General features: G+C 64.8%; 23 protein-coding genes. 20 read left to right on the top strand and 3 right to left on the bottom strand.

Features of this window, described 5'->3' with window-relative positions; genetic code table 11:
• Positions 1 to 244: 244 nt before the first annotated feature.
• The 7 genes from MTR64_RS06045 to MTR64_RS06015 all read left to right on the top strand — a co-directional run bounded on the left by MTR64_RS06045 (position 245) and on the right by MTR64_RS06015 (position 7,576).
• The gene (locus MTR64_RS06045) at positions 245 to 994 is read left to right on the top strand and encodes a hypothetical protein (RefSeq protein ID WP_243992317.1); all 750 of its coding nucleotides are present in this window, start codon (positions 245 to 247) and stop codon (positions 992 to 994) included.
• Between the two features lie 217 nt (positions 995 to 1,211).
• Positions 1,212 to 1,772, top strand: a complete 561-nt coding sequence (gene rimP / locus MTR64_RS06040) for a ribosome maturation protein RimP (protein WP_243991866.1) — start codon at positions 1,212 to 1,214, stop codon at positions 1,770 to 1,772.
• A gap of 3 nt (positions 1,773 to 1,775) precedes the next feature.
• Positions 1,776 to 3,395 (top strand): transcription termination factor NusA, encoded by a 1,620-nt coding sequence (gene nusA / locus MTR64_RS06035; RefSeq protein WP_243991864.1) that lies wholly within the window; start codon positions 1,776 to 1,778, stop codon positions 3,393 to 3,395.
• Positions 3,376 to 4,095 carry a DUF448 domain-containing protein gene (locus MTR64_RS06030; protein WP_243991862.1) on the top strand — a complete coding sequence of 240 codons (720 nt, stop codon included), beginning with the start codon at positions 3,376 to 3,378 and terminating at the stop codon, positions 4,093 to 4,095. Before nusA ends, MTR64_RS06030 begins: the two co-directional genes overlap by 20 nt.
• A 23-nt stretch (positions 4,096 to 4,118) precedes the next feature.
• Positions 4,119 to 6,782 (top strand): translation initiation factor IF-2, encoded by a 2,664-nt coding sequence (gene infB, locus MTR64_RS06025; protein ID WP_243991860.1) that lies wholly within the window; start codon positions 4,119 to 4,121, stop codon positions 6,780 to 6,782.
• A gap of 108 nt (positions 6,783 to 6,890) precedes the next feature.
• Entirely contained in the window at positions 6,891 to 7,046 is a 156-nt protein-coding gene (locus tag MTR64_RS06020) for a hypothetical protein (protein WP_243991858.1), read from the top strand.
• The gene (locus MTR64_RS06015) at positions 7,043 to 7,576 is read left to right on the top strand and encodes a DUF1697 domain-containing protein (protein ID WP_243991856.1); all 534 of its coding nucleotides are present in this window, start codon (positions 7,043 to 7,045) and stop codon (positions 7,574 to 7,576) included. The genes MTR64_RS06020 and MTR64_RS06015 overlap by 4 nt, the downstream gene beginning before the upstream one ends.
• A 66-nt stretch (positions 7,577 to 7,642) precedes the next feature.
• Here MTR64_RS06015 and MTR64_RS06010 read toward each other — a convergent pair whose 3' ends face one another.
• Positions 7,643 to 7,999, bottom strand: coding sequence for an RcnB family protein (locus MTR64_RS06010; RefSeq protein WP_243991854.1), 357 nt, complete (start codon positions 7,997 to 7,999; stop codon positions 7,643 to 7,645).
• 117 nt (positions 8,000 to 8,116) lie between these two features.
• Here MTR64_RS06010 and rbfA point away from each other — a divergent pair, with 117 nt between their 5' ends.
• Entirely contained in the window at positions 8,117 to 8,515 is a 399-nt protein-coding gene (gene rbfA / locus MTR64_RS06005) for a 30S ribosome-binding factor RbfA (RefSeq protein WP_243991852.1), read from the top strand.
• 269 nt (positions 8,516 to 8,784) lie between these two features.
• On the opposite strand, the gene MTR64_RS06000 is transcribed toward rbfA, so the two are convergent.
• Positions 8,785 to 9,372, bottom strand: a complete 588-nt coding sequence (locus MTR64_RS06000) for a YceI family protein (RefSeq protein ID WP_243991849.1) — start codon at positions 9,370 to 9,372, stop codon at positions 8,785 to 8,787.
• Between the two features lie 93 nt (positions 9,373 to 9,465).
• Here MTR64_RS06000 and MTR64_RS05995 point away from each other — a divergent pair, with 93 nt between their 5' ends.
• The gene (locus MTR64_RS05995) at positions 9,466 to 9,633 is read left to right on the top strand and encodes a hypothetical protein (protein ID WP_243991847.1); all 168 of its coding nucleotides are present in this window, start codon (positions 9,466 to 9,468) and stop codon (positions 9,631 to 9,633) included.
• Entirely contained in the window at positions 9,567 to 10,208 is a 642-nt protein-coding gene (locus tag MTR64_RS05990) for an alpha/beta fold hydrolase (RefSeq protein WP_243991845.1), read from the top strand. Before MTR64_RS05995 ends, MTR64_RS05990 begins: the two co-directional genes overlap by 67 nt.
• Here the strand turns inward: MTR64_RS05990 and MTR64_RS05985 are convergent.
• Positions 10,205 to 11,848, bottom strand: a complete 1,644-nt coding sequence (locus MTR64_RS05985; RefSeq protein ID WP_243991843.1) for a DUF1963 domain-containing protein — start codon at positions 11,846 to 11,848, stop codon at positions 10,205 to 10,207. The genes MTR64_RS05990 and MTR64_RS05985 overlap by 4 nt on opposite strands.
• A 122-nt stretch (positions 11,849 to 11,970) precedes the next feature.
• Between MTR64_RS05985 and MTR64_RS05980 the strand changes: the two genes are divergently transcribed.
• The 10 genes from MTR64_RS05980 to MTR64_RS05935 all read left to right on the top strand — a co-directional run bounded on the left by MTR64_RS05980 (position 11,971) and on the right by MTR64_RS05935 (position 22,387).
• Complete coding sequence (locus MTR64_RS05980; protein WP_243991841.1) at positions 11,971 to 12,561, top strand: thymidine kinase; 591 nt, start codon at positions 11,971 to 11,973, stop codon at positions 12,559 to 12,561.
• Between the two features lie 147 nt (positions 12,562 to 12,708).
• Complete coding sequence (locus tag MTR64_RS05975) at positions 12,709 to 13,629, top strand: sulfotransferase (protein WP_243991839.1); 921 nt, start codon at positions 12,709 to 12,711, stop codon at positions 13,627 to 13,629.
• Between the two features lie 51 nt (positions 13,630 to 13,680).
• Positions 13,681 to 14,367: a site-2 protease family protein gene (locus MTR64_RS05970; protein ID WP_243991836.1), complete on the top strand. Its 687-nt coding sequence runs from the start codon at positions 13,681 to 13,683 to the stop codon at positions 14,365 to 14,367.
• Positions 14,368 to 14,488: 121 nt separating this feature from the next.
• Positions 14,489 to 14,878, top strand: coding sequence for a DUF6491 family protein (locus MTR64_RS05965; protein ID WP_243991834.1), 390 nt, complete (start codon positions 14,489 to 14,491; stop codon positions 14,876 to 14,878).
• Positions 14,879 to 14,926: 48 nt separating this feature from the next.
• The gene (gene truB, locus MTR64_RS05960; RefSeq protein ID WP_243991832.1) at positions 14,927 to 15,865 is read left to right on the top strand and encodes a tRNA pseudouridine(55) synthase TruB; all 939 of its coding nucleotides are present in this window, start codon (positions 14,927 to 14,929) and stop codon (positions 15,863 to 15,865) included.
• Between the two features lie 5 nt (positions 15,866 to 15,870).
• On the top strand, positions 15,871 to 16,140 hold the full coding sequence (gene rpsO / locus MTR64_RS05955; RefSeq protein WP_067738955.1) for a 30S ribosomal protein S15: 270 nt from the start codon (positions 15,871 to 15,873) through the stop codon (positions 16,138 to 16,140).
• 180 nt (positions 16,141 to 16,320) lie between these two features.
• Positions 16,321 to 18,612, top strand: coding sequence for a polyribonucleotide nucleotidyltransferase (gene pnp, locus MTR64_RS05950; RefSeq protein WP_243991830.1), 2,292 nt, complete (start codon positions 16,321 to 16,323; stop codon positions 18,610 to 18,612).
• Positions 18,613 to 18,746: 134 nt separating this feature from the next.
• On the top strand, positions 18,747 to 19,493 hold the full coding sequence (locus tag MTR64_RS05945) for an MBL fold metallo-hydrolase (RefSeq protein ID WP_243991827.1): 747 nt from the start codon (positions 18,747 to 18,749) through the stop codon (positions 19,491 to 19,493).
• Between the two features lie 78 nt (positions 19,494 to 19,571).
• Positions 19,572 to 21,686, top strand: coding sequence for a hypothetical protein (locus tag MTR64_RS05940; RefSeq protein ID WP_243991825.1), 2,115 nt, complete (start codon positions 19,572 to 19,574; stop codon positions 21,684 to 21,686).
• On the top strand, positions 21,656 to 22,387 hold the full coding sequence (locus MTR64_RS05935) for a DUF3142 domain-containing protein (RefSeq protein WP_243991823.1): 732 nt from the start codon (positions 21,656 to 21,658) through the stop codon (positions 22,385 to 22,387). The genes MTR64_RS05940 and MTR64_RS05935 overlap by 31 nt, the downstream gene beginning before the upstream one ends.
• Positions 22,388 to 22,487 lie beyond the last annotated feature (100 nt).

The raw sequence follows: 22,487 nt of genomic DNA, 5'->3' as shown, positions 1-22,487 counted from the left end.
CGGCCCATGTGTTTTCGGGGCTACGTCGTGAAATTCCGGGCTCTGCGGCGCTGTAGGGTGCAGCGTCAAAGCAGGGATGCCACGGGGGAGTGGCGGCCTGTCGTGCACCGGGGTTTCGCTCCGGTGCACGACAGGTTTTTTCGCACATTTCCATCGGGACGATCTCGGTACATTTCCCTGCAATTGGCAGGGTTGTCCGCGTTTGCCGGCTCTTTGGAAGGCCGATAGGCCTGTTGTGAGCCGCATGTCCCGTGGCGGGATTGCAGGGAGCTTGTCCATGCCATTGTATTTCCCCGCACGCCTTGGCTCCATCAGGCGGTTTGGCGGAATTGCAGTGGCGGCGGTTGGCGTAGTCATCGCCGGACCCGCCCTGGCCGGGGAAGAAAAGGCCGCCGAAGATCCGACCAAGATCGCTACCAAAGCAGGTGTGTCCTATTCGGACGAACTATCCGTTTCCGGCTCGGTGGCAGTAGGGGCGAAGTTCAAGTTCAACGGGCGTATCGCCAAGTCGGGCCAATGGTCTTTGGGGGCATCCTACCTGTTCCCGGTCGCCATTCTGACGTTTGCTGCTGGCAGGAGCGAACTCGATTCGGGGGTGAAGCAGACGCGGTATTCGCTGGGCGGTTTTGTTCCGCTCAACCAGCTTGGCCTCAAGACCGGGAAATGGCTGATTTTCGTTCCTTTCGGCTACAGCCACACCAATAGCAGGCAGCCGGTGACGGATATTGATCAGCAGGATGGCATCCCAATCCAGATCAGCAGTAACAGCGGCTATGTCGGGCTTTTTACTCTTCGCCCGCTGAACCGCCGCCTGACTTTCATGGCGGGCGCCAACTTCACTCGCGGCACGCATGATTTTTCCGGAATCGCGGCGGCCGGCGGTCTGTCTTACCATCTCACCCCCAACGACACAGTGGCCGTCAGGGGCAGCTATATCGACAACACATTCGGTCAGAAAAAGCGTATCGGAATTTCCTACCAGCACGAATTCTAGCGGTCGCAGTCGTTCTGGCGGCCTTTGGCCGGATTTGCGCCGGACTTGCAGGGTTGCCAAACGCCTATTGCCTTTTTGCCCTGACGGGCCTATCTGCGCCCCATCCCGGCATTGGTGAAACGAGGTTCGGGCTGGCGCCGGAAGGGGCCGGCGCGAAACCGCGTTGCACGAATACGGCGCCGTTTAACGATACCGAAGCTGACTGGAGAGCCCGCGCGTGGCCGACATCGCCCGCCTTACGCAAGTTATCGAACCTGAGGTGAACGCCCTCGGCTTCGATCTCGTGCGCGTGCGAATCTTCGGCAAGAGCGAAGTCGGTGACGACGAGATCGCTCTTCAGATCATGGCGGAGAACCCGAAGACCGGGCAGCTTGTGCTGGATGATTGCGTCAAGCTCTCGCACCGCATTTCTGATCGCATGGACGCGCTTGAGGAAGCCGGCGAAGTGCTGCTGGACGAGGCCTATCGCCTTGAAGTCAGCTCGCCCGGCATCGACCGTCCGCTGACTCGCCCCAAGGACTATGCCGCCTGGACCGGGCACGAGGCTAAAGTGAACCTGGCGGTGGCTGTGGAAGGCAACCGCAAGGCGCTGCACGGCGATCTGGTAGGTATCGAGGGCGAGACCGTTACGATCGACGACCGGAAGTCCGGCCGGGTCAGCTTTCCGCTGGCCGATATTCAATCCGCAAGGCTGGTCCTGACCGACAAGCTGATTGCCGCAACCCGCCCGCTGGATACCAGCGGTGCCGACGAGATTCTCGAGGAACAGGAAGACTAAGCCATGGCCAGTGCGATTTCCGCCAACCGCGCCGAGCTGCTTGCGATTGCGAACTCGGTCGCTTCGGAGAAGATGATCGACAAGTCGATCGTCATCGAGGCGATGGAAGAAGCCATCCAGAAGTCGGCCCGCAACCGTTACGGCGCCGAAAACGACATTCGCGCGAAGCTCGATCCGCGCACCGGCGACCTGCGCCTGTGGCGCGTCGTCGAAGTGGTCGAGGAAGTCGAGGACTACTTCAAGCAGGTGGACGTCAAGCAGGCCCAGAAGCTCCAGAAGGATGCCAAGCTGGGCGACTTCATCGTCGATCCGCTGCCGCCGGTCGATCTCGGCCGCATCGACGCGCAGTCGGCAAAGCAGGTGATCTTCCAGAAGGTCCGCGATGCTGAGCGTGACCGTCAGTACGAGGAATTCAAGGACCGCGTCGGCGAAGTCATCACCGGCGTGATCAAGTCGGTCGAGTTCGGCCACGTGATCGTCAATCTCGGCCGCGCCGAGGGCGTCATCCGCCGCGACCAGCAGATCCCGCGCGAAGCCGCCCGCGTCGGCGAGCGCGTGCGCGCCATCGTGCTGCGCGTCGAGCGTCAGAACCGCGGCCCGCAGATTTTTCTGTCCCGCGCGCACCCCGAGTTCATGAAGAAGCTCTTCGCGCAGGAAGTGCCCGAAATCTACGACGGCATCATCGAGATCAAGGCTGCCGCCCGCGATCCGGGCTCGCGCGCCAAGATCGGCGTGATCAGCCACGATCACTCGATCGACCCGGTCGGCGCCTGCGTCGGCATGAAGGGCAGCCGCGTCCAGGCCGTCGTGCAGGAACTGCAGGGCGAGAAGATCGACATCATCCCCTGGTCCGAGGACACCGCGACTTTCGTCGTCAACGCGCTTCAGCCCGCGACGGTCAGCCGCGTCGTGATCGACGAGGAAGAAAGCCGCATCGAAGTGGTCGTGCCCGATGACCAGCTGTCGCTCGCGATCGGTCGCCGTGGCCAGAACGTGCGTCTGGCCTCGCAGCTCACCGGCTCGCAGATCGACATCATGACCGAGGCCGAATCGAGCGAGAAGCGCCAGAAGGAATTTCAGGAACGCTCGAAGATGTTCGAGGAAGAACTCGACGTCGACGAGACCCTGTCGCAGCTGCTGGTGGCCGAAGGTTTCACCGAGCTGGAGGAAGTCGCCTACATCGAGCTGGCCGAACTCGCCACGATCGAAGGCTTCGACGAGGAGCTGGCCGAGGAACTCCAGAGCCGCGCCCACGAAGCGCTCGAACGCCGCGAGGAAGCATACCGCGAGGAACGCCGCGCGCTCGGCGTCGAGGATGCACTGGCCGAGATCCCGCACCTCACCGAGGCCATGCTGGTCACGCTGGGCAAGGGCGGCATCAAGACGCTCGACGATCTGGCCGACCTTGCCACCGACGAACTCATCGCCAAGAAGCGCTCCGAACAGCGCCGCCGTGACGGCACCGTCAATCGCCGCGCCCGCGACGAGGACAAGGGCGGCGTGCTCGGCGAATATGGCCTGAGCGAAGAGCAGGGCAACGAGATCATCATGGCTGCGCGCGCCCACTGGTTCGAAGACGAACCCGAAACCGAGGAGGCCGCCGATGCGGAATCCTCGCAATGAGCGCGTAAGCTCCGACATCGATAGCGCAAAGGCGGAGAGGACCTGCATCCTCTCCGGCGGGAAAGCTGCGCGGGATGACTTCATCCGTCTGGCGATTTCGCCGGACGGGCTGGTCCTCCCGGACGTCCACGCGCGTGCCCCCGGGCGCGGCGCGTGGATCGGCGTTTCCCGCGTGGACCTTGAAAAAGCGCTGGCGAAGGGCAAACTAAAGGGAGCACTGGCGCGTGCCTTCAAGGGCGCGCCGCTTTCCATTCCCGATGATCTGGCCGAGCGGATCGAACAGGCGCTGATCCGCGCGCTGACTGACCGGCTGGGCCTCGAACTAAAATCGGGCAAGCTGCTCATGGGCTCGGACCGGATCGCGCAGAACGCGCGTGAGGGCCGGGTCGAATGGCTGGCCCATGCCGCCGATGCGAGCGATGACGGCTCGCGCAAGCTCGACCAGGCCTGGCGGGTCGGGCGCGAGGCGGAAGGAAGTGGTCTGCGTGGTACGCGCTTGCCACTGGACCGGGACACGCTGTCTGTGGCATTGGGCCGCGACAACGTCGTTCACCTGGCGCTGACCGACCGTGGCGCGGCTGATCGAGTCGCAACGCTGCTGCAGCGCCTCCTGCATTTCCAGGGGCAGGCCGATACGAGCGCGGCCGAAATGGATGATGATAACGGGCAGGCAGACGCCGCGCCCGTCACGACGAATTGAGATTGAAGGGCACGACGAGACTTATGAGCGAGACCGACAACAAACCGACCCTGGGCCGCAAGCCGCTTGGGCTTAAGCGCTCGGTGGAAGCGGGTGAGGTCAAGCAGACCTTCAGCCACGGCCGCACCAACAAGGTGGTGGTCGAGGTGAAGCGCCGCAAGCTGATCGGAAAGCCCGGATCGGAAGGTGCGGTAGAGGCCAAGGCTGAGGCCCCTGTTGCCGCGCCTGCTGCGCCCGAACCAAAGGCCCCCGCGCCGCGTCCTGCGCCGCCGAAGCGGCCTGCCGCTCCCGCTGGCGAGACTCCGCAGGAGCGCGTTGCCCGCCTCCAGCGTGAGGCTGAGGAAGACCGCCTGCGCGTGGCCGAGGAAGCGCGCCGCCGCGAAGAGGAAGAGCGGCTGAAGGAGCAGGAAGAGGAAAAGCGCCGCGCCGAAGAAAACCGCCGCGCCGAGGAAGAAGCCGCCGCTGCGGTGGCCAAGGCCGAGGAAGAAGCGACCAAGGCGCCGGAAGAGGCTCCGGCCCCCAAGGCTGCTGAGGCACCTGCTCCGGATGCCGAAGAGCCCGCCGCAAAGGCTGCTGAAGTCGCCCCGCCGGCCGAACCTGCCGCCAAGGCAACACCGGTCCCTGCACCGCGCCGCTTTACGCCCGTTCAGCGTCCCGAGACGGCTGCACGCAAGCCCGAAACCACTGGCGGTGCCGCCGGCGGAGCCGGGGCCAAGAAGCCTGATGCCGCGAAGAAGGGCGCTCCGCCTGCGCGCGGCGGCGACCGTGGCGGCAAGGGGGATCGCCGCCAGGCGGGCAAGCTTACTGTCACCCGCGCGCTGAACGATGACGAGGGCGCACGCGCCCGTTCGCTCGCCGCGCTCAAGCGCGCCCGCGAGAAGGAGCGCCGCGCGCACTTCGGTGGCCAGCAGCAGCAGCGCGAGAAGCAGGTCCGCGACGTGGTCGTGCCCGAGGCGATCACTGTGCAGGAACTCGCCAACCGCATGGCCGAGAAGGGCGCCGATCTGGTGAAGGCGCTGTTCAACATGGGCATGATGGTTACCGTCAATCAGACGATCGACCAGGATACCGCTGAACTGCTGGTGACCGAATTCGGTCACAACCTCCTGCGCGTATCGGAAAGTGACGTCGATATCGATACCTCGAGCGACGTCGACAACGAGGAATCGCTGCAGTCGCGTCCGCCCGTGGTGGCGATCATGGGCCACGTCGACCACGGCAAGACCAGCCTGCTGGACGCGCTGCGCGGAACGGACGTGGTGCGCGGCGAGGCCGGCGGCATCACCCAGCACATCGGCGCCTACCAGATCAAGACCAAGGGTGGCGAACAGATCACCGTGCTCGATACCCCGGGCCACGCAGCCTTCACCCAGATGCGCATGCGCGGTGCCAATGTCACCGACATCGTCATTCTGGTGGTGGCGGCCGACGATGGCATCATGCCGCAGACAATCGAGGCCATCAATCACACCAAGGCGGCCGGCGTCCCGATGATCGTGGCGATCAACAAGTGCGACAAGGAAGACGCGAACCCGCAGAAGGTGCGCGAACGCCTGCTCGAGCACGAGATCATCGTCGAGGAAATGTCGGGTGACGTGCAGGACGTCGAGGTCTCTGCCAAGACCGGCAAGGGCCTGGACGAGCTGATCGAGAAGATCCTGCTCCAGGCCGAACTGATGGAACTCAAGGCCAATCCGGACCGTGCAGCAGAGGCGACCGTGATCGAAGCCAAGCTCGACAAGGGCAAGGGCCCGGTTGCGACGGTCCTCGTCAACCGCGGTACCCTGAAGCGCGGCGACATCTTCGTGGTCGGCACCGAAAGCGGCCGTGTCCGCGCGATGAACGACGACAAGGGGCGTCAGATCAAGGAAGCTGGCCCGTCGACCCCGGTCGAAGTGCTCGGCCTTGGCGGCGTGCCGATGGCCGGTGACGTACTGACCGTGGTCGAGAGCGAGCAGCGTGCCCGCGAAGTCTCGTCCTGGCGTCAGGAACAGGCGACCGCCAAGCGCACCGCGATGGCACCCGCCAGCCTCGATACGATGTTCTCGGCCCTCACCGCCAAGCAGAACGTCATCGAGTATCCGGTGGTCATCAAGGGTGACGTGCAGGGTTCGGTCGAGGCGATCAACGCGGCGCTGCACAACCTCTCGAACGACGAGATCAAGGTGCGCATCCTGCACTCGGGCGTGGGCGCCATCACCGAGACTGACGTGACGCTGGCTTCGGCCTCCGGTGCGCCGATCATCGGCTTCAACGTCCGCCCGAACGCCAAGGCGCGCGAGCAGATCGAGAAGACCAAGACGCCGATGATGTACTACGACGTCATCTACGAGCTCACCGAGGAAGTCGCCAAGCAGATGGCGGGCATCTGGGGCCCCGAGCGCGTGGAAACCGTCGTCGGCCGCGCCGAGGTCAAGCAGGTCTTCCCGGCCGGCAAGAAAGACAAGGCCGCCGGTCTGCTGGTTCTCGAAGGCTACATCAAGAAGGGCATCCACGCCCGTCTTACCCGCAACGACGTCATCGTCTCGGCCACGACCATCGCGTCGCTGCGCCGCTTCAAGGACGACGTGGACGAAGTCCGCGCGGGTCTGGAATGCGGTGTGGTGCTGGCCGACACCAACGACATCAAGGCGGGCGATCACCTCGAAGTCTTCGAGGTCACGCATCGCGAGCGTACTGTCGGGTAAACACTCCGGTTTGCGGACTTTCAAGCGGCCGCTGCCGGCAGTCCGGTAGCGGCCGTTCCGTTTTGAGGAGGCGTTGACGGCTTTGGGATCGTGAGCAACTGTCGTTGCATGGAGCATGATCCCGAAAAGCCGAAAGACGATGAAGAGCAGAAAGCCTTAGGCTGCCTTTTGGATGGGGTGTTCGAAATGGTCGGCTGTGGCGTGTTCCTGAGCCTCGTGCTTGCTGGAATCGCTTTCTTGCCTGCAATCGGAATGCACTTATGACCCGCTATCTCGCCCTGTTCGGATCGATCAACGTCGGCGGCAACCGGCTGACGATGGCCGATCTGCGCTATGCCTTCGAGCGCGAGGAGTTCGAGAACGTCGAGACGGTCGTCGCCAGCGGCAATGTGCTGTTCGATTTCGATGAACGGCCGACCGGGGGGCTGGAGGAGCTGTTCGCGCACATGATGCTGGACCGCTTTGACATCGACAGCTTCGTGGCGGTGCGCACAAAGGAGGAAGTGCGCGCGGCGGTGGAGGACAATCCCTTCGTCGGCGGCAGCGACGACAAGTTCGTCCACACGCACTTTCTCGCCGCCGATCCCGCGCCCGACCGATTCGAGGTAATGATGCGCGATTACGCGACGCGCGGGCCGGAACGGGTCGCGATGGGGCCGCGCTGCCTCTATATCGACTACGTGAACGGCGTGGGGGACAGCAGACTGACCGCCGCCTTCATCGAGCGGCGTCTGGGCTGCCGGGGAACGGCGCGCAACGTGCGCTCGCTGGCGCGCATTCTCACGAAGATGTGAGCGGGCCGCAGGCGTGAAAAAGGGCGCCGCGCTCCGCCACGCGCGACGCCCTGCGATTATCGCGGTTTAGCGGATGAGGCCGCTGTAGACCGCGTAGATCTTGAAGGTGGTGGTGCCGATCAGCAGCACGTCGCTGCCCGCACGGACATAGCGATAGCCGCGCTTGGGTGCGGGAAGCTTCTTGTACTTGCGATAATCAATCACCTGATAGTTCCTGGCATAACGCTGCTCGAATTTCTCGCCTTTGCGGAATGTCTTGTAGGTCTGCTTCTGGGCCGGCTTGGCCGTAGCCTTCTTCTGGCTCTGTGCCTGCGGCTTCTGTTGCTCATGCTGCTGCGGTTTCGGTTGCTGCGCCATGGCAGGCGCAGAGAGGCCCGGCAGGGCCAGCGCGGCAGCGAGCAGGGTGGCGGTAAGAGTCTTCATCAATCAGCTCCTTGCGGGGGTTATGAGCAGGTTTCGCGTCATTAACCCGCGGCAGGGGCTTTGGTGGCGTAATCAATTGTTGCAAATTGTCTCGGCTCCCCCACATGGACGCAGACGATGGCACGCCAGCAACATACTCCCGAACAGCACTCCGTCCGCCTGCTCAAGGTGGGCGAACAGGTGCGGCACGTGATCAGTGAACTCCTCACGCGGCAGGAGGTGCACGACGACACGCTGAGCGCGCATTCGGTCTCGGTCACAGAAGTGCGCATGACGCCCGACCTCAGGCAGGCGACGGTCTACGTGAAACCGTTGCTCGGCGTGGACGAGGAAGATGTGCTCAAGGCGCTGCGCACCAACACGGCATTCTTCCAGCGCGAGGTGGCCCAGCGCCTCAAGCTCAAGTACGCGGCGAAGATCCGCTTCCGCGCCGATGAGACCTTTGACGAGGCAAGCCGCATCGATGCGTTGCTCAACGATCCGCGAGTGAAGCGCGATCTCGATCAGGGCGATTGAGCCCTAGGGTCAGGACCCATTATTCACGCCATCGAGGCGCCCGAATGGCGAACATATCGGGCCAAATTGTCCGCCGGGAAGGCTGGTTGCCTTTCCCAGGGCGATTTGGTTCGAGATGGAAGCCATCCGGGCGTCCCGCAGGGTTTTGACCAAAATGGCCCACCGCCGCGTCGAGAAGTCTTGAAATATCGACATATTCCTTTGCCTTCTCTCCTTGCGCTGAGCCATTTTGCCTCAAACCTCGATGGCGTGAATAATGGGTCCTGACCCTAGGACGGAACCATCCGCGTCCGGATGGTGATGTCGACTTTCCGGCCGACGATGAGTGACCATGCGGTCATGCCATAGGCGCGCCGGTCGATGCGCATCGTGCCGGTCAGCAGAATCGGCCGGGCGCCCAGGTTCTCGGCCGGAGGCTCGCCGAAGGTGACGTGCAGCGTTTCCGGACGGGTCACGCCACGCACGGTCAGTTCGCCGTCGATCTCCGCCGTCCGCGCCGCGGTCATGCGCAGCATCTCGCCGGAAAACTTCACATTCGGATAGTGTTCGACATCGAAGAAGTCTTTGCCCTTGAGCCGTTTCAGCGTGACCGCATCACCTGCTTGCAACATCCGCGCATCCAGTGTCACGTCGAGCGCGATGGCGCTCGTTGGCCTGGAGGCGGCGGCGTCGGGAAGGGATAGCCTGCCCATGACCGCGGGAAACTGCGCCGTCTTGCTCGCCAGGCCGAAAAACGCGACTCTCGCGTTCACACCGCTGGCCTCGGGATCGATCCGGTAATGCCGTTGGGTGGGCGGCGCGGCAGCAAGCAGGACGATCGACAGGATCGCGGAGGCGATTCCCGTTCTGCGGCGCATGGGCCCTCCTTCGGATTGCGGTTGTCTTGGCAAGGCTGCTCCGCAAAACTCTCCCTGTCAATGAACGCGGATAAGCAGCGGAGGGAGAGTGGCATGGCGGTTTCGTTCGTATTCCTGCACGGCGGCGGCCAGGGCAGCTGGGTCTGGGACGAGACGATCGCGGCGATCGGGCGGCAGGCAGGCGATGCGGTGCGGTGCGATGCCTTGCGCTGGACGGCCCGGGATGCGGTGCCAAGCGCAGCCGCGACACGGCAGCGCTGACATTCGAGGACATCAACCGCGAACTGCTCGCCGATATCGAAGCTGCGGGTTTCGCGGACGCGGTGCTGGTCGGCCATTCGCAGGCGGGCACGTTCCTCCCTTCGATGCGGGCGCTGCGTCCGGATCTGATCCGCAAGCTTGTCTTCGTCTCGTGTATCGCGCCGGATCCCGGCCTTACCGTCGTCGAGATGACCGGCAAGCGCATGCGCGAGGCCGGGCACACGCAAGCGAGCGCGGCTTTCGCCGACGACACACTGCCGATGCGTGAGCGCTACCGCATCATGTTCTGCAACGACATGGAAGCGGACGAGGCGGAAATGTTCCTCGACAAGCTCGGTTTCGACCAGTGGCCGGCAAGCAGCTACACTGCAACCGACTGGCACTACGACCATCTGGCCGATGTGCCAGTTTCCTATGTGTTGTGCGGGCAGGACGCCATCCTGCCGCTCGAATGGCAGGAGCGCTTTGCGCAGCGCGTTCATGCAGGCCGTATGCCCGGCATAGATGCTGGCCATCAGGTGATGAACACCCGGCCCGAAGCGCTGGCGGAAGTGCTGCTTGCCGAAGCTGGCTAGGCGCTGCCGAAAGTCAGCTGAACCGCATCCCACCGTCCCACCGTCAGGGCTTCCGGGCTGATCCAGAACTGGAACAGGCCGACGTCACTCCAGCGCCATTCCATCATGTCGTCATAGGCGAGCTGCAGCAGCAGGATGTCGCCACCGTGCTCGCCGTGGCTGGTGGCCTTGCCGCCGGGCAGGCCGAACATCTGGTGCTGGACCATCACCGGCAGGCGGTACGCGTGGTTGATGCGCTCGAGTTGCTCCTCGGGCATCGCGTCCAGGGCCTCGGAAGTGTCGGTGATCATTGTCCGCAGCGACAGCGTGGCCAGTTCGCCAGCTGAATGCGGGGCGTGGTGCTGGGTGACGTCACCGTAGCTGGCATGGAGTTCGGCGAGGAAATCCGCGATCACGGCATATTCCTCGTCGTCGAGTTGCTGCCAGGTGTCGCGGCCGGTCACGAACTGGTCGATGGCGGCGATCATGTCTGGCAGACCGTCGCGCTGGGCTTCCATCGCGGCGAGCGCTGCCTGCCTGCGGGCCACCTCTTCGCGCGCGGCATCGATGCGGTGGCCATCCGGATCGCCATTGGCTTCAATCGATGCCAGGGCGGCTTCAGCCTGCTGCAGGCTGTCGCGCCGGAGCATGACGAGCCGGCCGGCGCCGTCCAGTGCGGAATGGAGCTGATCGGCGAGGTGATTGATCCCGTGCCACCACAGCGCGGGATCCGCCGGTCCGCCATCCTCGGCGGAGAACGCGGTGCTGCGCGGGGTGGCATATTGTGCCAGCAGGCTGGCCGCGGCGTCTTCAATTGCCTTTCCGAGTGCAGGATTGTGATGGTCGCGAAGCGCGGCGGGCAGGTCCAGCGCTACGGGTTCGACCGGCCAGAACGGAAAGAACGGGCGGCTGAGGCGCGTGGGCTTCGCAGGGAAGGGGTATCCGCCTTCATCGAAAGCGGCGGGCAGGTCGTCGGGCACTTCGGCGAAGCTCTGCTCGCCGTCAGGCAGGTGAAGGACGGTGCCGGTGCCCAGAAAGAACGCCAGCGATCCTGTGCGGGGCAGGGGGTTTTCGGGACAGGCGTTGGCCAGCTCTGCCAGATCGATCTGGGCTGCAAACGGGAGTGGAGTACCGCTGGCGTCACGGGGCCATTCGGCCTGGCCCAGCCTGGGCAGTCCGCCCAGCCAGCTCCTGTCGTCGAACCAGTCGCGCGCACGGTCACGCGGTTTGCGCACGAGGATGACGGGGCGCGGAGGCGGGCCATTTGTAGGCGCGGGCGGCGCCCGGCCGGTTTCGCTTGCGGTGCGGCGGCGCAGGCTGGCAATCCGTTCTTCTGATGAAAGGGGTTCGGGCGTCCAGACCGGCCCCGGCGCTGCGTCTGCCTGATCTTGCCTGCGCTTGCCTGGCCTGGATGCCTTGGTGGTGGGCTGCGATGCCGTCCCGTCACCCAAGGCCATGAACGCCAGAAGAGAAAGAACGCCCCCCAATGTCAGAAGACCCAGCACGGCTCCGCTTCGCCCTGCGATCGCGACGAGACTGGCCGCTGCGGCATCGAGCGTGGCGAACGGGCCGCCGGTGATACTATGCGGCGAAGAGGCGATGTAAGCGGCCGCTACGGCAGCGATGCCGAACACCGCAACCATGGCCAAAATTCTCTTCATTCCTGACCCCCCGCGCACTGATGCGTGTTTCTCTACAGGACATATGGTTAATTTCATTCATGCGGGGAGAAGCGTGGGCAATCCCGTGCAAGCTGAAGAGGGAGATGTTATCCCCAGCTACGATGGCCAAGCTCTATTTTTACTATGCCAGCATGAACGCGGGCAAGTCCACCACGCTGCTGCAGGCGAACTTCAACTATCTCGAACGCGGCATGCGTACGATGCTGTGGACCGCCGAGATCGACGATCGCAGCGGCGAACGCGGTGACAACCATGCGATTGAAAGCCGCATCGGCCTGCATGCCGGGGCTCACCGGTTTGCGGCGGATACAGACATTCTGGCCAAGGTGGAGGCGGTCCATGAGGAGGGGGCACTGTCCTGCGTGCTGGTGGACGAGGCGCAGTTCCTGACGGCGGCACAAGTCTGGCAGTGCGCGGATGTCGCGGATCGGGTGGGAGTCCCGGTGCTGTGCTATGGCCTGCGCACTGACTTTCGCGGAGAGCTGTTTTCCGGCTCCGCTGCCCTGCTCGGAATTGCCGACACCCTGGTGGAGCTCAAGGCTGTCTGCCATTGCGGGCGAAAGGCTTCGATGAACCTTCGCGTCGATGCGGAAGGCATGGCGGTAAATGAAGGGGTGCAGACCGAAATCGGCGGGAACGACCGCTACGTTGCACTGTGTCGCCGCCATTTCAGCGAGGCGATGGGCCGCTGAGCGGCGTTTCGTGCGGGGAGCCGTTCCCCGGGCAAGCCAGCACGCTTTGCGATGCGCGTCGGAATGTTATAGAAACATCCCGAAATTTTATTGCAACGTACCAGGGCGAAAGTCGCCGCAACGGCGAACGGGTGCGGAGCGGGTCGCATGCAAAACACGATTGTCCATCTGGGCTACCACAAGACGGCTACCACATGGCTGCAGAAGCAGGTCTTTCCGCGTGCCACGAGCCATGACTACGTGCCCCGCAAGACGGTGCAGGACGCGTTCATCGCGCCATCAGGCATGCATTTTTGTCCGGACGCGGCGCGTCAGGTCCTGTCTCTGAATGGGCGCAACCGGCCAGTGCTGCTCAGCGAGGAGAACCTTTCCGGCTACATCCACAACGGCGGACTGCACGGCTTCCTGGCACCGGAAATGGCGCGGCGGATCAAGGCCGTCTTTCCGGAAGCGCGGATTGTCATCTTCATCCGCAACCAGTTCGACATCTGCCGGGCCAGCTATGCGCAATATGTCTCGGGTGGCGGAACCTGGGGGGCGAAGCGCTATTTCGAGACTGCGCGTTACGTGCGCGGGGCACTGACCCGTCCCTGGAAAGCCCCTGTGTTCGAATTCGAGCACTTCGAATATGACCGGCTGGTTGCGCACTACGATGCGCTGTTCGGGGCGGACCGGGTGCACGTCTACCCCTACGAATGGTTGCAGGACCGAGCTTCACTGATCGCGCGCATGGAAGACGATCTTGGTCTCTCGCTGGAGGACCTGCCACCCGAAGGATCGCGCGCGAACCGCTCGCTGGGCGCGGCCGGGCTGACTGCGATGCGCGCGGTGAACCTGTTTACGCGCCAGTCGGTGGTGAACAAGGACCGCATCGTGGACCTTCCGGGCGGACAGGTCCTGCGCCACGGCGCCAAGTGGCTGATCGGCCGCGTACCGGTGATCAACCGCAGGCCCGCACGTCTTTCCCAGCCGCTGCAACGGCGCATCGCTGAGCACTATCCGCAAAGCAACCGGCGCCTGATGGCTCTGCGGGATCTGCCGCTGGATGACCTCGGCTATCCGGTCTGACCGGAATGGCTCCCCATTGCGGCACGCGGGTGCCATGCCTAGATGGGGCGCATGAACGATACCCTGCTGCAGATCGCAGCGATCATCCTTCCCCTCATCATCGCGATCGTGTTCCACGAAGTGGCGCACGGCTGGGTGGCGCTGATGCTCGGCGATACGACTGCGCGCGATCAACGGCGTCTCAGCCTCAATCCGCTGCGCCATGTCGATCCGTTTGGCACGCTGATTCTGCCCGGCCTGCTGTGGCTGACTACGCACACCGCGTTCGGTTTCGCCAAGCCGGTGCCGGTCAACAAGTGGCGCCTGCGCGATCCGCGGCGCGGCATGATGGCCGTTGCTGCTGCGGGGCCGGCGATGAACCTCGTGCTGGCGGCGATCGGCGCGGTCCTGCTGGGGCTGCTTGTCCGTTTTGCAGGAGGCAGCGAGTCGTCCGGGATCGTGTTCCTGGCGCAGAACCTCGTCAATTTCATCGCGATCAACCTCTTTCTGGCGTTCTTCAACCTGCTGCCGATCCCGCCGTTCGATGGTTCGCACATCGTCGAGGGGCTGCTGCCGCGCGCGGCGGCACGCACCTATGCGAAGCTGCGGCCCTACGGCATGGTGCTGGTTCTGGTGGTGCTGCTCGTGATTCCGCGGCTGTTTCCCGGATGGGGTATCATCGAGCGCTTCGTGCTGCCGCCCGTGACCTATCTGATGAACTTCTACGACCAGTTGGTGCGGATCGTCGCCGGGATGTGATCGCTGCGGTTCCCGGCCGGTCACGCCGTCTTCAGGATTGTATCACTTTGTCCCGCCGCCTTGCGTGAATGACGGTGGATGACGATTTCGGGCGGGTGGGGGAACAGCATTGGAGCCGACGATGAAGCCTCTTTCCCTTTTCCTTCCGATAGCCCTTCTGGCCGCCGTGCCTTTCCCGGCTCTTGCCGAACCGGCGGCACCGGAAACCGAAGCCGCCCCGTCACAGGCGGATGCCTCGATCCCCTTCGCCAATCATGGCGGGGTTTGGAACTGGCGCGCGGAAGGCAACCGGACCGTCTATTTCGAGGATAACCACCGGAACTGGTACAAGGCCGAGCTGATGGGATTTGCGCCCGATCTGCCCTTCGTGAACTTCATCGGTCTCGATACGCGTCCCAATGGCACGCTCGACCGGTGGAGCGCGGTCTATATTCACGGGCAGCGCTATCCGCTGACGTCCTTCGTGAAAGTCGATGGCCCGCCGGTGAAGAAGGCGAAGACGGACAAGTAGGCCGCGCGCGCCGTTGACCAAAGCCGGTGCGGCGCACATGGGGGCGCGATGACGCTTACCCCGCCTCCCGCGCCGCACGGCTGGATCATTCTCGACAAGCCTGTCGGCCTCGGCTCGACGCAGGCGGTGGCCGCTGTGAAGCGCAACCTGCGCGAGGCGGGCTTCAACATGAAGCTGAAGGGCGGGGTGAAGGTCGGCCATGGCGGCACGCTTGATCCGCTGGCCACGGGCATCCTGCCGATCGCGCTGGGCGAGGCGACCAAGCTGACCGGGCGGATGCTCGATGCCAGCAAGATCTATGAGTTCTCCGTCCGCTTCGGCGAGGAGACCGATACGCTCGATCTCGAAGGCGCGGTGATCGCCACCAGCAAGGTGCGGCCCACGCGCGAGCAGGTGGAAGCGGTACTGCCGCGCTTTACCGGGCCGATCGAGCAGGTGCCGCCTGCCTACTCCGCGCTCAAGGTCGATGGGCAGCGAGCCTACGATCTGGCCCGTGCGGGCGAGGATGTGCAGCTCAAGGCGCGTCAGGTGACGGTATTCGCCCTGTCGCTCGAACGCTTTGACGAAAAGGAAGGGGCGACCCTACTCGCCAACGTCTCCAAGGGCACCTATATCCGCTCCCTGGCGCGCGACATCGCGCAGGCCCTGGGTTCGTGCGGCACGGTGACGATGCTGCGCCGCGTGAAAGCCGGTCCGTTCGGCCTGTCTCATGCGATTTCGCTGGACAAATTGAACGAAACGGGTAAGGGCGCGCCTCTTGAACAGATACTCTTGCCACTGGAGGCGGGGCTGGACGACATCCCGGCCATCGACCTCGGTCCGGAGCAGGCAAGGGCGGTCCGACAGGGCCGCGTTCTGACCGGGCTGCCCCAGGAAGACGGGCTGCATTGGGTGCGTGAAGGACGGGTTCCGGTCGCGCTGATGGAGCTTTCGGGCGGAGAAGCCCGCGTCGTCAGGGGGTTCAACCTTTCCGATGTCGCGGAGTAGAATGAATGTCGGTTACCGCAGAAAAGAAGCAGGAAATCATCGCTGACAACGCCCGCGCCGCTGGCGACACGGGTTCGCCGGAAGTGCAGGTCGCCATCCTGACCAGCCGCATTGTCACGCTGACCGAACACTTCAAGAAGCACCACAAGGACAACCATTCGCGTCGCGGTCTGCTGGCCATGGTCAACAAGCGCCGCTCGCTGCTCGACTACCTCAAGAAGAAGGATGTCGCGCGGTACAACGCCCTGATCCAAAAGCTCGGTCTGCGTAAGTAAGACTGACCTGGAGGCGGCCCCTAGCGGGCCGCTTCTTGTATCCGGGCCAACCTATCTGGGTATCCTCGCAATCCGGCGGGGGGCCTGGGGGCCGTGACAGGCCCCGCACCGGACCGGGACGGTATCCCCGGCAGTAAACCCCGCGCGAGCAATAGGGCCCGCGGGTTGAGGAAACTCTCTATGTTCGACGTAAAAACCGTATCGATGGAGTGGGGCGGAAAGACCCTCACTCTGGAAACCGGCCGCATTGCCCGTCAGGCTGACGGCGCGGTCCTCGCCACTTATGGCGAAACTGTCGTGCTGTGCGCCGTCACGGCCGCCAAGTCGGTGAAGGAAGGCCAGGACTTCTTCCCGCTGACCGTCCACTATCAGGAAAAATTCTCGTCCGCCGGTCGTATCCCCGGTGGCTTCTTCAAGCGCGAGCGTGGTGCGACCGAAAAGGAAACGCTGACCAGCCGCCTGATCGACCGTCCGGTGCGACCGCTGTTCCCGGAAGGCTTCTACAACGAGATCAACTGCATCGCGCAGGTCATGTCCTATGACGGCGAGACCGAACCCGATGTCGTCGCGATGATCGCCGCTTCGGCCGCGCTTACCATCTCGGGCGTGCCCTTCATGGGCCCGATCGGCGCGTGCCGCGTCGGCTTCGCCGACGGCGAATACACGCTGAATCCGAAGCAGGAAGCAGCCCTTGCCGACGGCCGCCTCGACCTCGTCGTGGCCGCTACCGGCGATGCCGTGATGATGGTGGAATCGGAAGCCAAGGAACTGACCGAGGAAGAGATGCTCGGCGCCGTCATGTTCGCGCATGACGAATGCCGCAAGGTCGTGAACCTCATCATCGACCTCGCCGAGAAGGCCGCCAAGGATCCTTGGGAAATCGACCTGTCGGACAACACCGCCGACATCAAGAAGAAGCTCAAGGACGTTGTCGGCAAGGACGTTGCCGCCGCTTACAAGCTGACCGACAAGTCGGCCCGCTCGAACGCGCTCAACGCTGCCCGCGCCAAGGCCAAGGAAGCGTTTGCGGACGAGACGCCGCAGACCCAGATGGTCGCCATCAAGACCATGAAGAAGGTCGAGGCGGACATCGTTCGCGGTGCCATTCTCAAGGACGGCACCCGCATCGACGGCCGCAAGCTCGATCAGGTCCGCCCGATCGAATCGATGGTTGGCTTCCTGCCCCGCACCCACGGTTCGGCGCTGTTCACCCGCGGTGAGACGCAGACCATCTGCACCACCACTCTGGGCACCAAGGACGCCGAGCAGATGATCGACGGCCTCGACGGCCTGTCGTACTCGTCGTTCATGCTGCACTACAACTTCCCGCCCTACTCGGTCGGCGAAGTGGGCCGCTTCGGCGCCCCGGGCCGCCGCGAAGTCGGCCACGGCAAGCTGGCATGGCGCGCGCTGCACCCGGTGCTGCCGAAGAAGGAAGACTTCCCCTACACGATCCGCATTCTTTCGGACGTGACCGAGTCGAACGGTTCGTCGTCGATGGCGACGATCTGCGGCGGCTGCCTCTCGATGATGGACGCGGGCGTTCCGCTCGAGCGTCCGGTTTCGGGCATCGCCATGGGCCTGATCCTCGAAGGCGACGAGTTCGCCGTCCTTTCGGACATCCTGGGCGACGAGGATCACCTCGGCGACATGGACTTCAAGGTGGCCGGCACCGAGAACGGCATCACCACGATGCAGATGGACATCAAGATCGCCGGCATCACCAAGGAAATCATGGGCAAGGCGCTGGAGCAGGCGAAGGCCGGCCGCGCGCACATCCTGGGTGAAATGCAGAAGGCCCTTGGCTCGGCCCGCACCGAGCTTTCGGCCCACGCACCGCGCATCGAGACGATCCAGATCGACAAGTCGAAGATCCGCGACGTCATCGGCACCGGCGGCAAGGTGATCCGCGAGATCGTCGCCGAGACCGGCGCCAAGGTCGACATCGACGATGAAGGCGTGATCAAGATCTCGTCTTCCGACCTGTCGCAGATCGAGGCCGCCAAGGCCTGGATCCTCGGCATCGTCGAGGAACCGGAAGTCGGCAAGATCTACAACGGCAAGGTCGTCAACATCGTCGACTTCGGTGCCTTCGTGAACTTCATGGGCGGCAAGGACGGTCTCGTCCACGTCTCCGAAATGAAGAACGAGCGCGTCGAGAAGCCGACCGACGTCGTGTCGGAAGGCCAGGAAGTGAAGGTCAAGGTCCTCGAGATCGACAACCGCGGCAAGGTCCGCCTGTCGATGCGCGTGGTCGACCAGGAAACCGGAGAAGAGCTGGAAGACACCCGTCCGCCCAAGGCTCCGCGCGAACCGCGCGGCGACCGTGAAGGCGGCCGTGGCGGCGACCGCGGCGGTGATCGCCGTGGCCCGCGTGGTGGCGGCCGTGACCGTGGTCCGCGTCGAGATCGCGGCGAGCGCAGCGAAGGTGGCAATCCGGACCACATGCCGGCGTTCCTCAAGGACGACTGAGCCTTCGCATAACGCGAAACAGGAGAGGGGCTGCGCCAAGGCGCGGCCCCTTTTCGTTTGTACAGCGGCGCTGCCTGTGCAGGCGCCGCGCAATGCAGTATCCCTTCCCGCCATAACCGGGGGGAGGAATGCGCGTGGCGCTCAGTTTGCAGTTCGTGGGATGCGGCGATGCCTTCGGGTCGGGCGGGCGCTTCAACACCTGCTTCCATCTTACCGGCGAGCGGACCAACTTGCTGATCGATTGCGGCGCCTCGTCGCTGGTGGCGATGAAGAAGCTGGGGATCGACCGCAACGCGATCGGCCTGATCGTGGTCACGCATTTCCACGCCGATCATTTCGGCGGCATTCCCTTCTTCATGCTGGACGCGCAGTTCTTCAGCAAGCGCCGCGAGCCGCTGACGATCGTCGGGCCGGTGGGGCTCGAGGACTGGTACGAGCGGGTGATGGAAACCGCCTTTCCCGGCTCTGCCCATGCCGCGCGGAAATTCGATCTGCATCTCGTCGAAGTCGCGGCCGGGGCATCCGCGGAGGTGGCCGAGGTGACGGTGCACGCATTCCAGGCGCTGCATGGCCCGCCCGGCGGCCCTTATCTGGCCGTGCGGATCGAGGCCGAGGGGCGCTCGGTCGCCTACACCGGCGACACCGAATGGACGCCGGACCTGATCCCCGCCGCGCGCGATGCGGACCTGTTCATCGCGGAAGCCTATTTCCGCGACAGGCCGGTCGCCACTCACCTCAGCCTGAACACGGTTGAGGCGCATCTGGATGAATTGCGTCCCCGGCTGCTGGTGCTGACGCATATGAGTGACGACATGCTCGGGCATCCGGACCGCGCCAGCTATGAGACGGCTGAGGACGGCAAGGTGATCGTCATCGCCTAGCCGCCTGTTTTCCGCCGTCATGCCCTTGCAATTTGCCCTGCGCAACGGGACAACGGCCGGGCAGCAACGAGGTGGGCAATGAAGCGAAGGATACTGGCAGCCGGCGCGCTCCTGGCGCTGGCGGCATGGCCGCAACTGGCGGGCGCCAGCGGCGATTTCGGCTGCTATCCGAGCTGGCGGCTGGGCCTGTCCGATTACGAATGCGCGGGCAGCGCGATCATCGGCCCGCGCAACGACACCCGGATCAATCTTGCATGGCTGCTGCGCGAGCGGGCGGGGCTGTCTGCTCCGGGCAAGCTCTCCTACCCGACGGACGACTGGGCCAGCCGGGGCTTCGGGCATGTCTTCATGAGCTGGGACACGATGCAGTCCACCTTCTGGCCGCGCCCCGAGACTCAGGATGAAGCCTCTTCGGACGAGACCTATTCCGGCTCCCGCTGCCAGACGCTGGGCAGCGGCGATGCGGCGTTCCGCACCGCGCTGGCTGCGGGCAAGGGCCTGAAGTCCGGTGAACGCGAAGCGCTTTCCGATGCGCGCGATCTGGTCAAGGCCGCCTGCGATGGCGACAGGAATGCGGCCGAATGGCCCGCGCAGGTGACGAGCCGGACTGGTCTCGCCTTCCTCGCCTACCTGCAAGGCGCGCGCGCCTTCTATGCAGAGGACTTTGCCACGGCGGGTGACCGCTTCGCCGCTCTGGCCAAGGCGAAGGACCCCTGGCTGGCCGAAACCGCCCGCTACATGACCGCGCGCACCGAACTGGCGGCCGCGCAGGCCGGGGCCTTCGACAAGTGGGGCTTTTACGACAACAAGATGGCGGACAAGGCCGCAGCGCAGCGCGGGCAGACGGCGCTGGCGGACTACCTCTCGGCCTATCCCCAGGGACGCTACGCGGCCTCGGCACAAGGACTGAAGCGACGCGCCGCATGGCTGATGGGCGAGGCGCTGCCGCTCACGCAGGCCTATTCGGGGCTGCTGGCCAGGCAGCCGCAGCTCGACGCTGCGACGCCAGGCCTCATGGAGGAAGTGGACAACAAGCTCTTCTTCGGTGCCGGGCTTGCGGAGAACGCCGACGCGCCGCTGCTGCTGGCCACCTGGGACTTGCTGCGGATGCGGCAGGGCGATCCGGAACTGGCAGAATACCGGCCCAAGCCGCTGACGACGGAGGAACTGGCGGCGCAGGCACCGGTCTTTGCGAAAGACCCAGGCCTCTACACCTTCCTGCAGGCCAGCCACGCCTTCTACGCCGCCAAGGATTACCGCCGGGTCCTTACCCTGATCCCGGACGATGCTCGCCGCACCAGCTACACGTCGCTGGCCTTCAGCCGCCAGATGCTGCGCGGCCTTGCGCTGGAGGCGCTGGGCGACCGCAACGCTGCGGGCTTCTGGCGCGAGCTTTCGGGCGGTGCCCACGATCTCTACCAGCACCCCGCCGTCGAACTGGCGCTGGCGATGAACCGCGAGCGCCACGGCGAGCTGGCAGAGGTCTTTGCGGCGGGCAGCCCGGTGACCGATCCGGACATCCGCACGCGGCTGCTCGAACAGGTAGCCGGGCCCGATCTGCTGCGCCAGCAGGTGCGCGGCGGTGCGTCCGCGCTGGAGCGCGAGGCGGCGCTGTTCATGCTGCTCTACAAGGAGCTGTCGCGCGGCCGCTATCAGGCCTTCGGCAAGGATATGGCGCTGGTTCCGGCCAATGCCCGGACGGACGGCTGGATCGCCGGGTGGAACGACGACGTCGATCACAACGTCCCGCTGGCCCTGTTCACCAAGGGACGGTGGCAGGCAGGCTATCCCTGTCAGGCGCTGGCGCATACGGCGGCGACGCTGGCGGCAAGGCCTGCGGACGTGAAGGCGCGGCTGTGCCTGGCCGAATTCTACCGTCTCAACGGCTTCGACGATTACCTTGCGGACAGCGGCAAGCCCGCTGCAGACCAACTGGGCGGTACGCCCGACCTGTTCCCCGGCAAGCCTGTCAACCGGGCCGACCTCTATTCGGGCGTGCTGGCGGCGCCGGGCGCTTCGGCGGAGGATACGGCCTATGCGCTCTACCGCGCGGTGATGTGCTACGCGCCGAGCGGCGTCAATTCCTGCAGCCGCGAGGACGTGCCGCTTTCGCAGCGCAAGGCATGGTACCAGCGCCTCAAGCGCGATTACCCGAAGAGCCCGTGGGCCGTCACGCTCAAATACTACTGGTAAGCCGCCGCGCCTTGCTCGCCGGAGCGGCGGGCGGCGCGCTGGCGCTGGGCGGATGCCGGAGGGGCCCGGCTGTCGTGAATGCGCGCGACCATGACGCATTCTTCCTCTGGGCGGGCGTGCGGGCACCGCCCTGGCTGGATAAGGCGCGGACGGTCTATCTGCTGGCGGGCGAAGTGCGCCGCGCCGATGCCGGGCGCTTCGTGCCGCTGCGCGCCCTGCCGCATGTCGCCGGCCCGGAAATCTGGTTCGTGGCGCGCGTCGAGCGGCTCGACTGGGAAGAGGGCGTCCATGCCGCGATCCTGCGTCAGCTGGCTCAATGGGAGGCCGCGGGCAACCGGCTGGCCGGGCTGCAGATCGATTTCGACGCCGCTACCCATGGGCTGGCGGGCTATGCCCGCTTCCTGCGCGGCCTGCGCGCGCGGCTGCCCGCCAAATGGCAGCTATCGATCACCGGGCTGATGGACTGGAGCGCGGGCGGCGACGCACAGGGCCTCGCCGCGCTCGCCGGGGTGGTGGATGAGATCGTGGTCCAGACCTATCAGGGACGCCGCACCGTCCCCGGCTATGAAAGCTATCTGCGCTCGCTGCAGCGGCTGGGCATGCCCTACCGCATCGCCCTGGTCGAAGGCGGCGAATGGTCCGCTCCCGCGGGGCTGGAGCAGGACAGCCGGTTCAAAGGCTACGTGGTGTTTCTCATCTAGCTGCCGTTCGCCTGCTGCAGGTTGTTCACGATTGGCCGCACGCCTGTCTCGTTTCGAGAACGGATGCGGGATCGGTTTGCGCGCCTGATTGACCGCGGGA

Origin of the sequence: Novosphingobium album (ex Hu et al. 2023) (assembly GCF_022832385.1) — a bacterium.
Classification (GTDB): domain Bacteria; phylum Pseudomonadota; class Alphaproteobacteria; order Sphingomonadales; family Sphingomonadaceae; genus Novosphingobium; species Novosphingobium album.
Note: the sequence above shows the minus strand (reverse complement) of the source record. Positions and strands in the feature narration are given on the sequence as shown.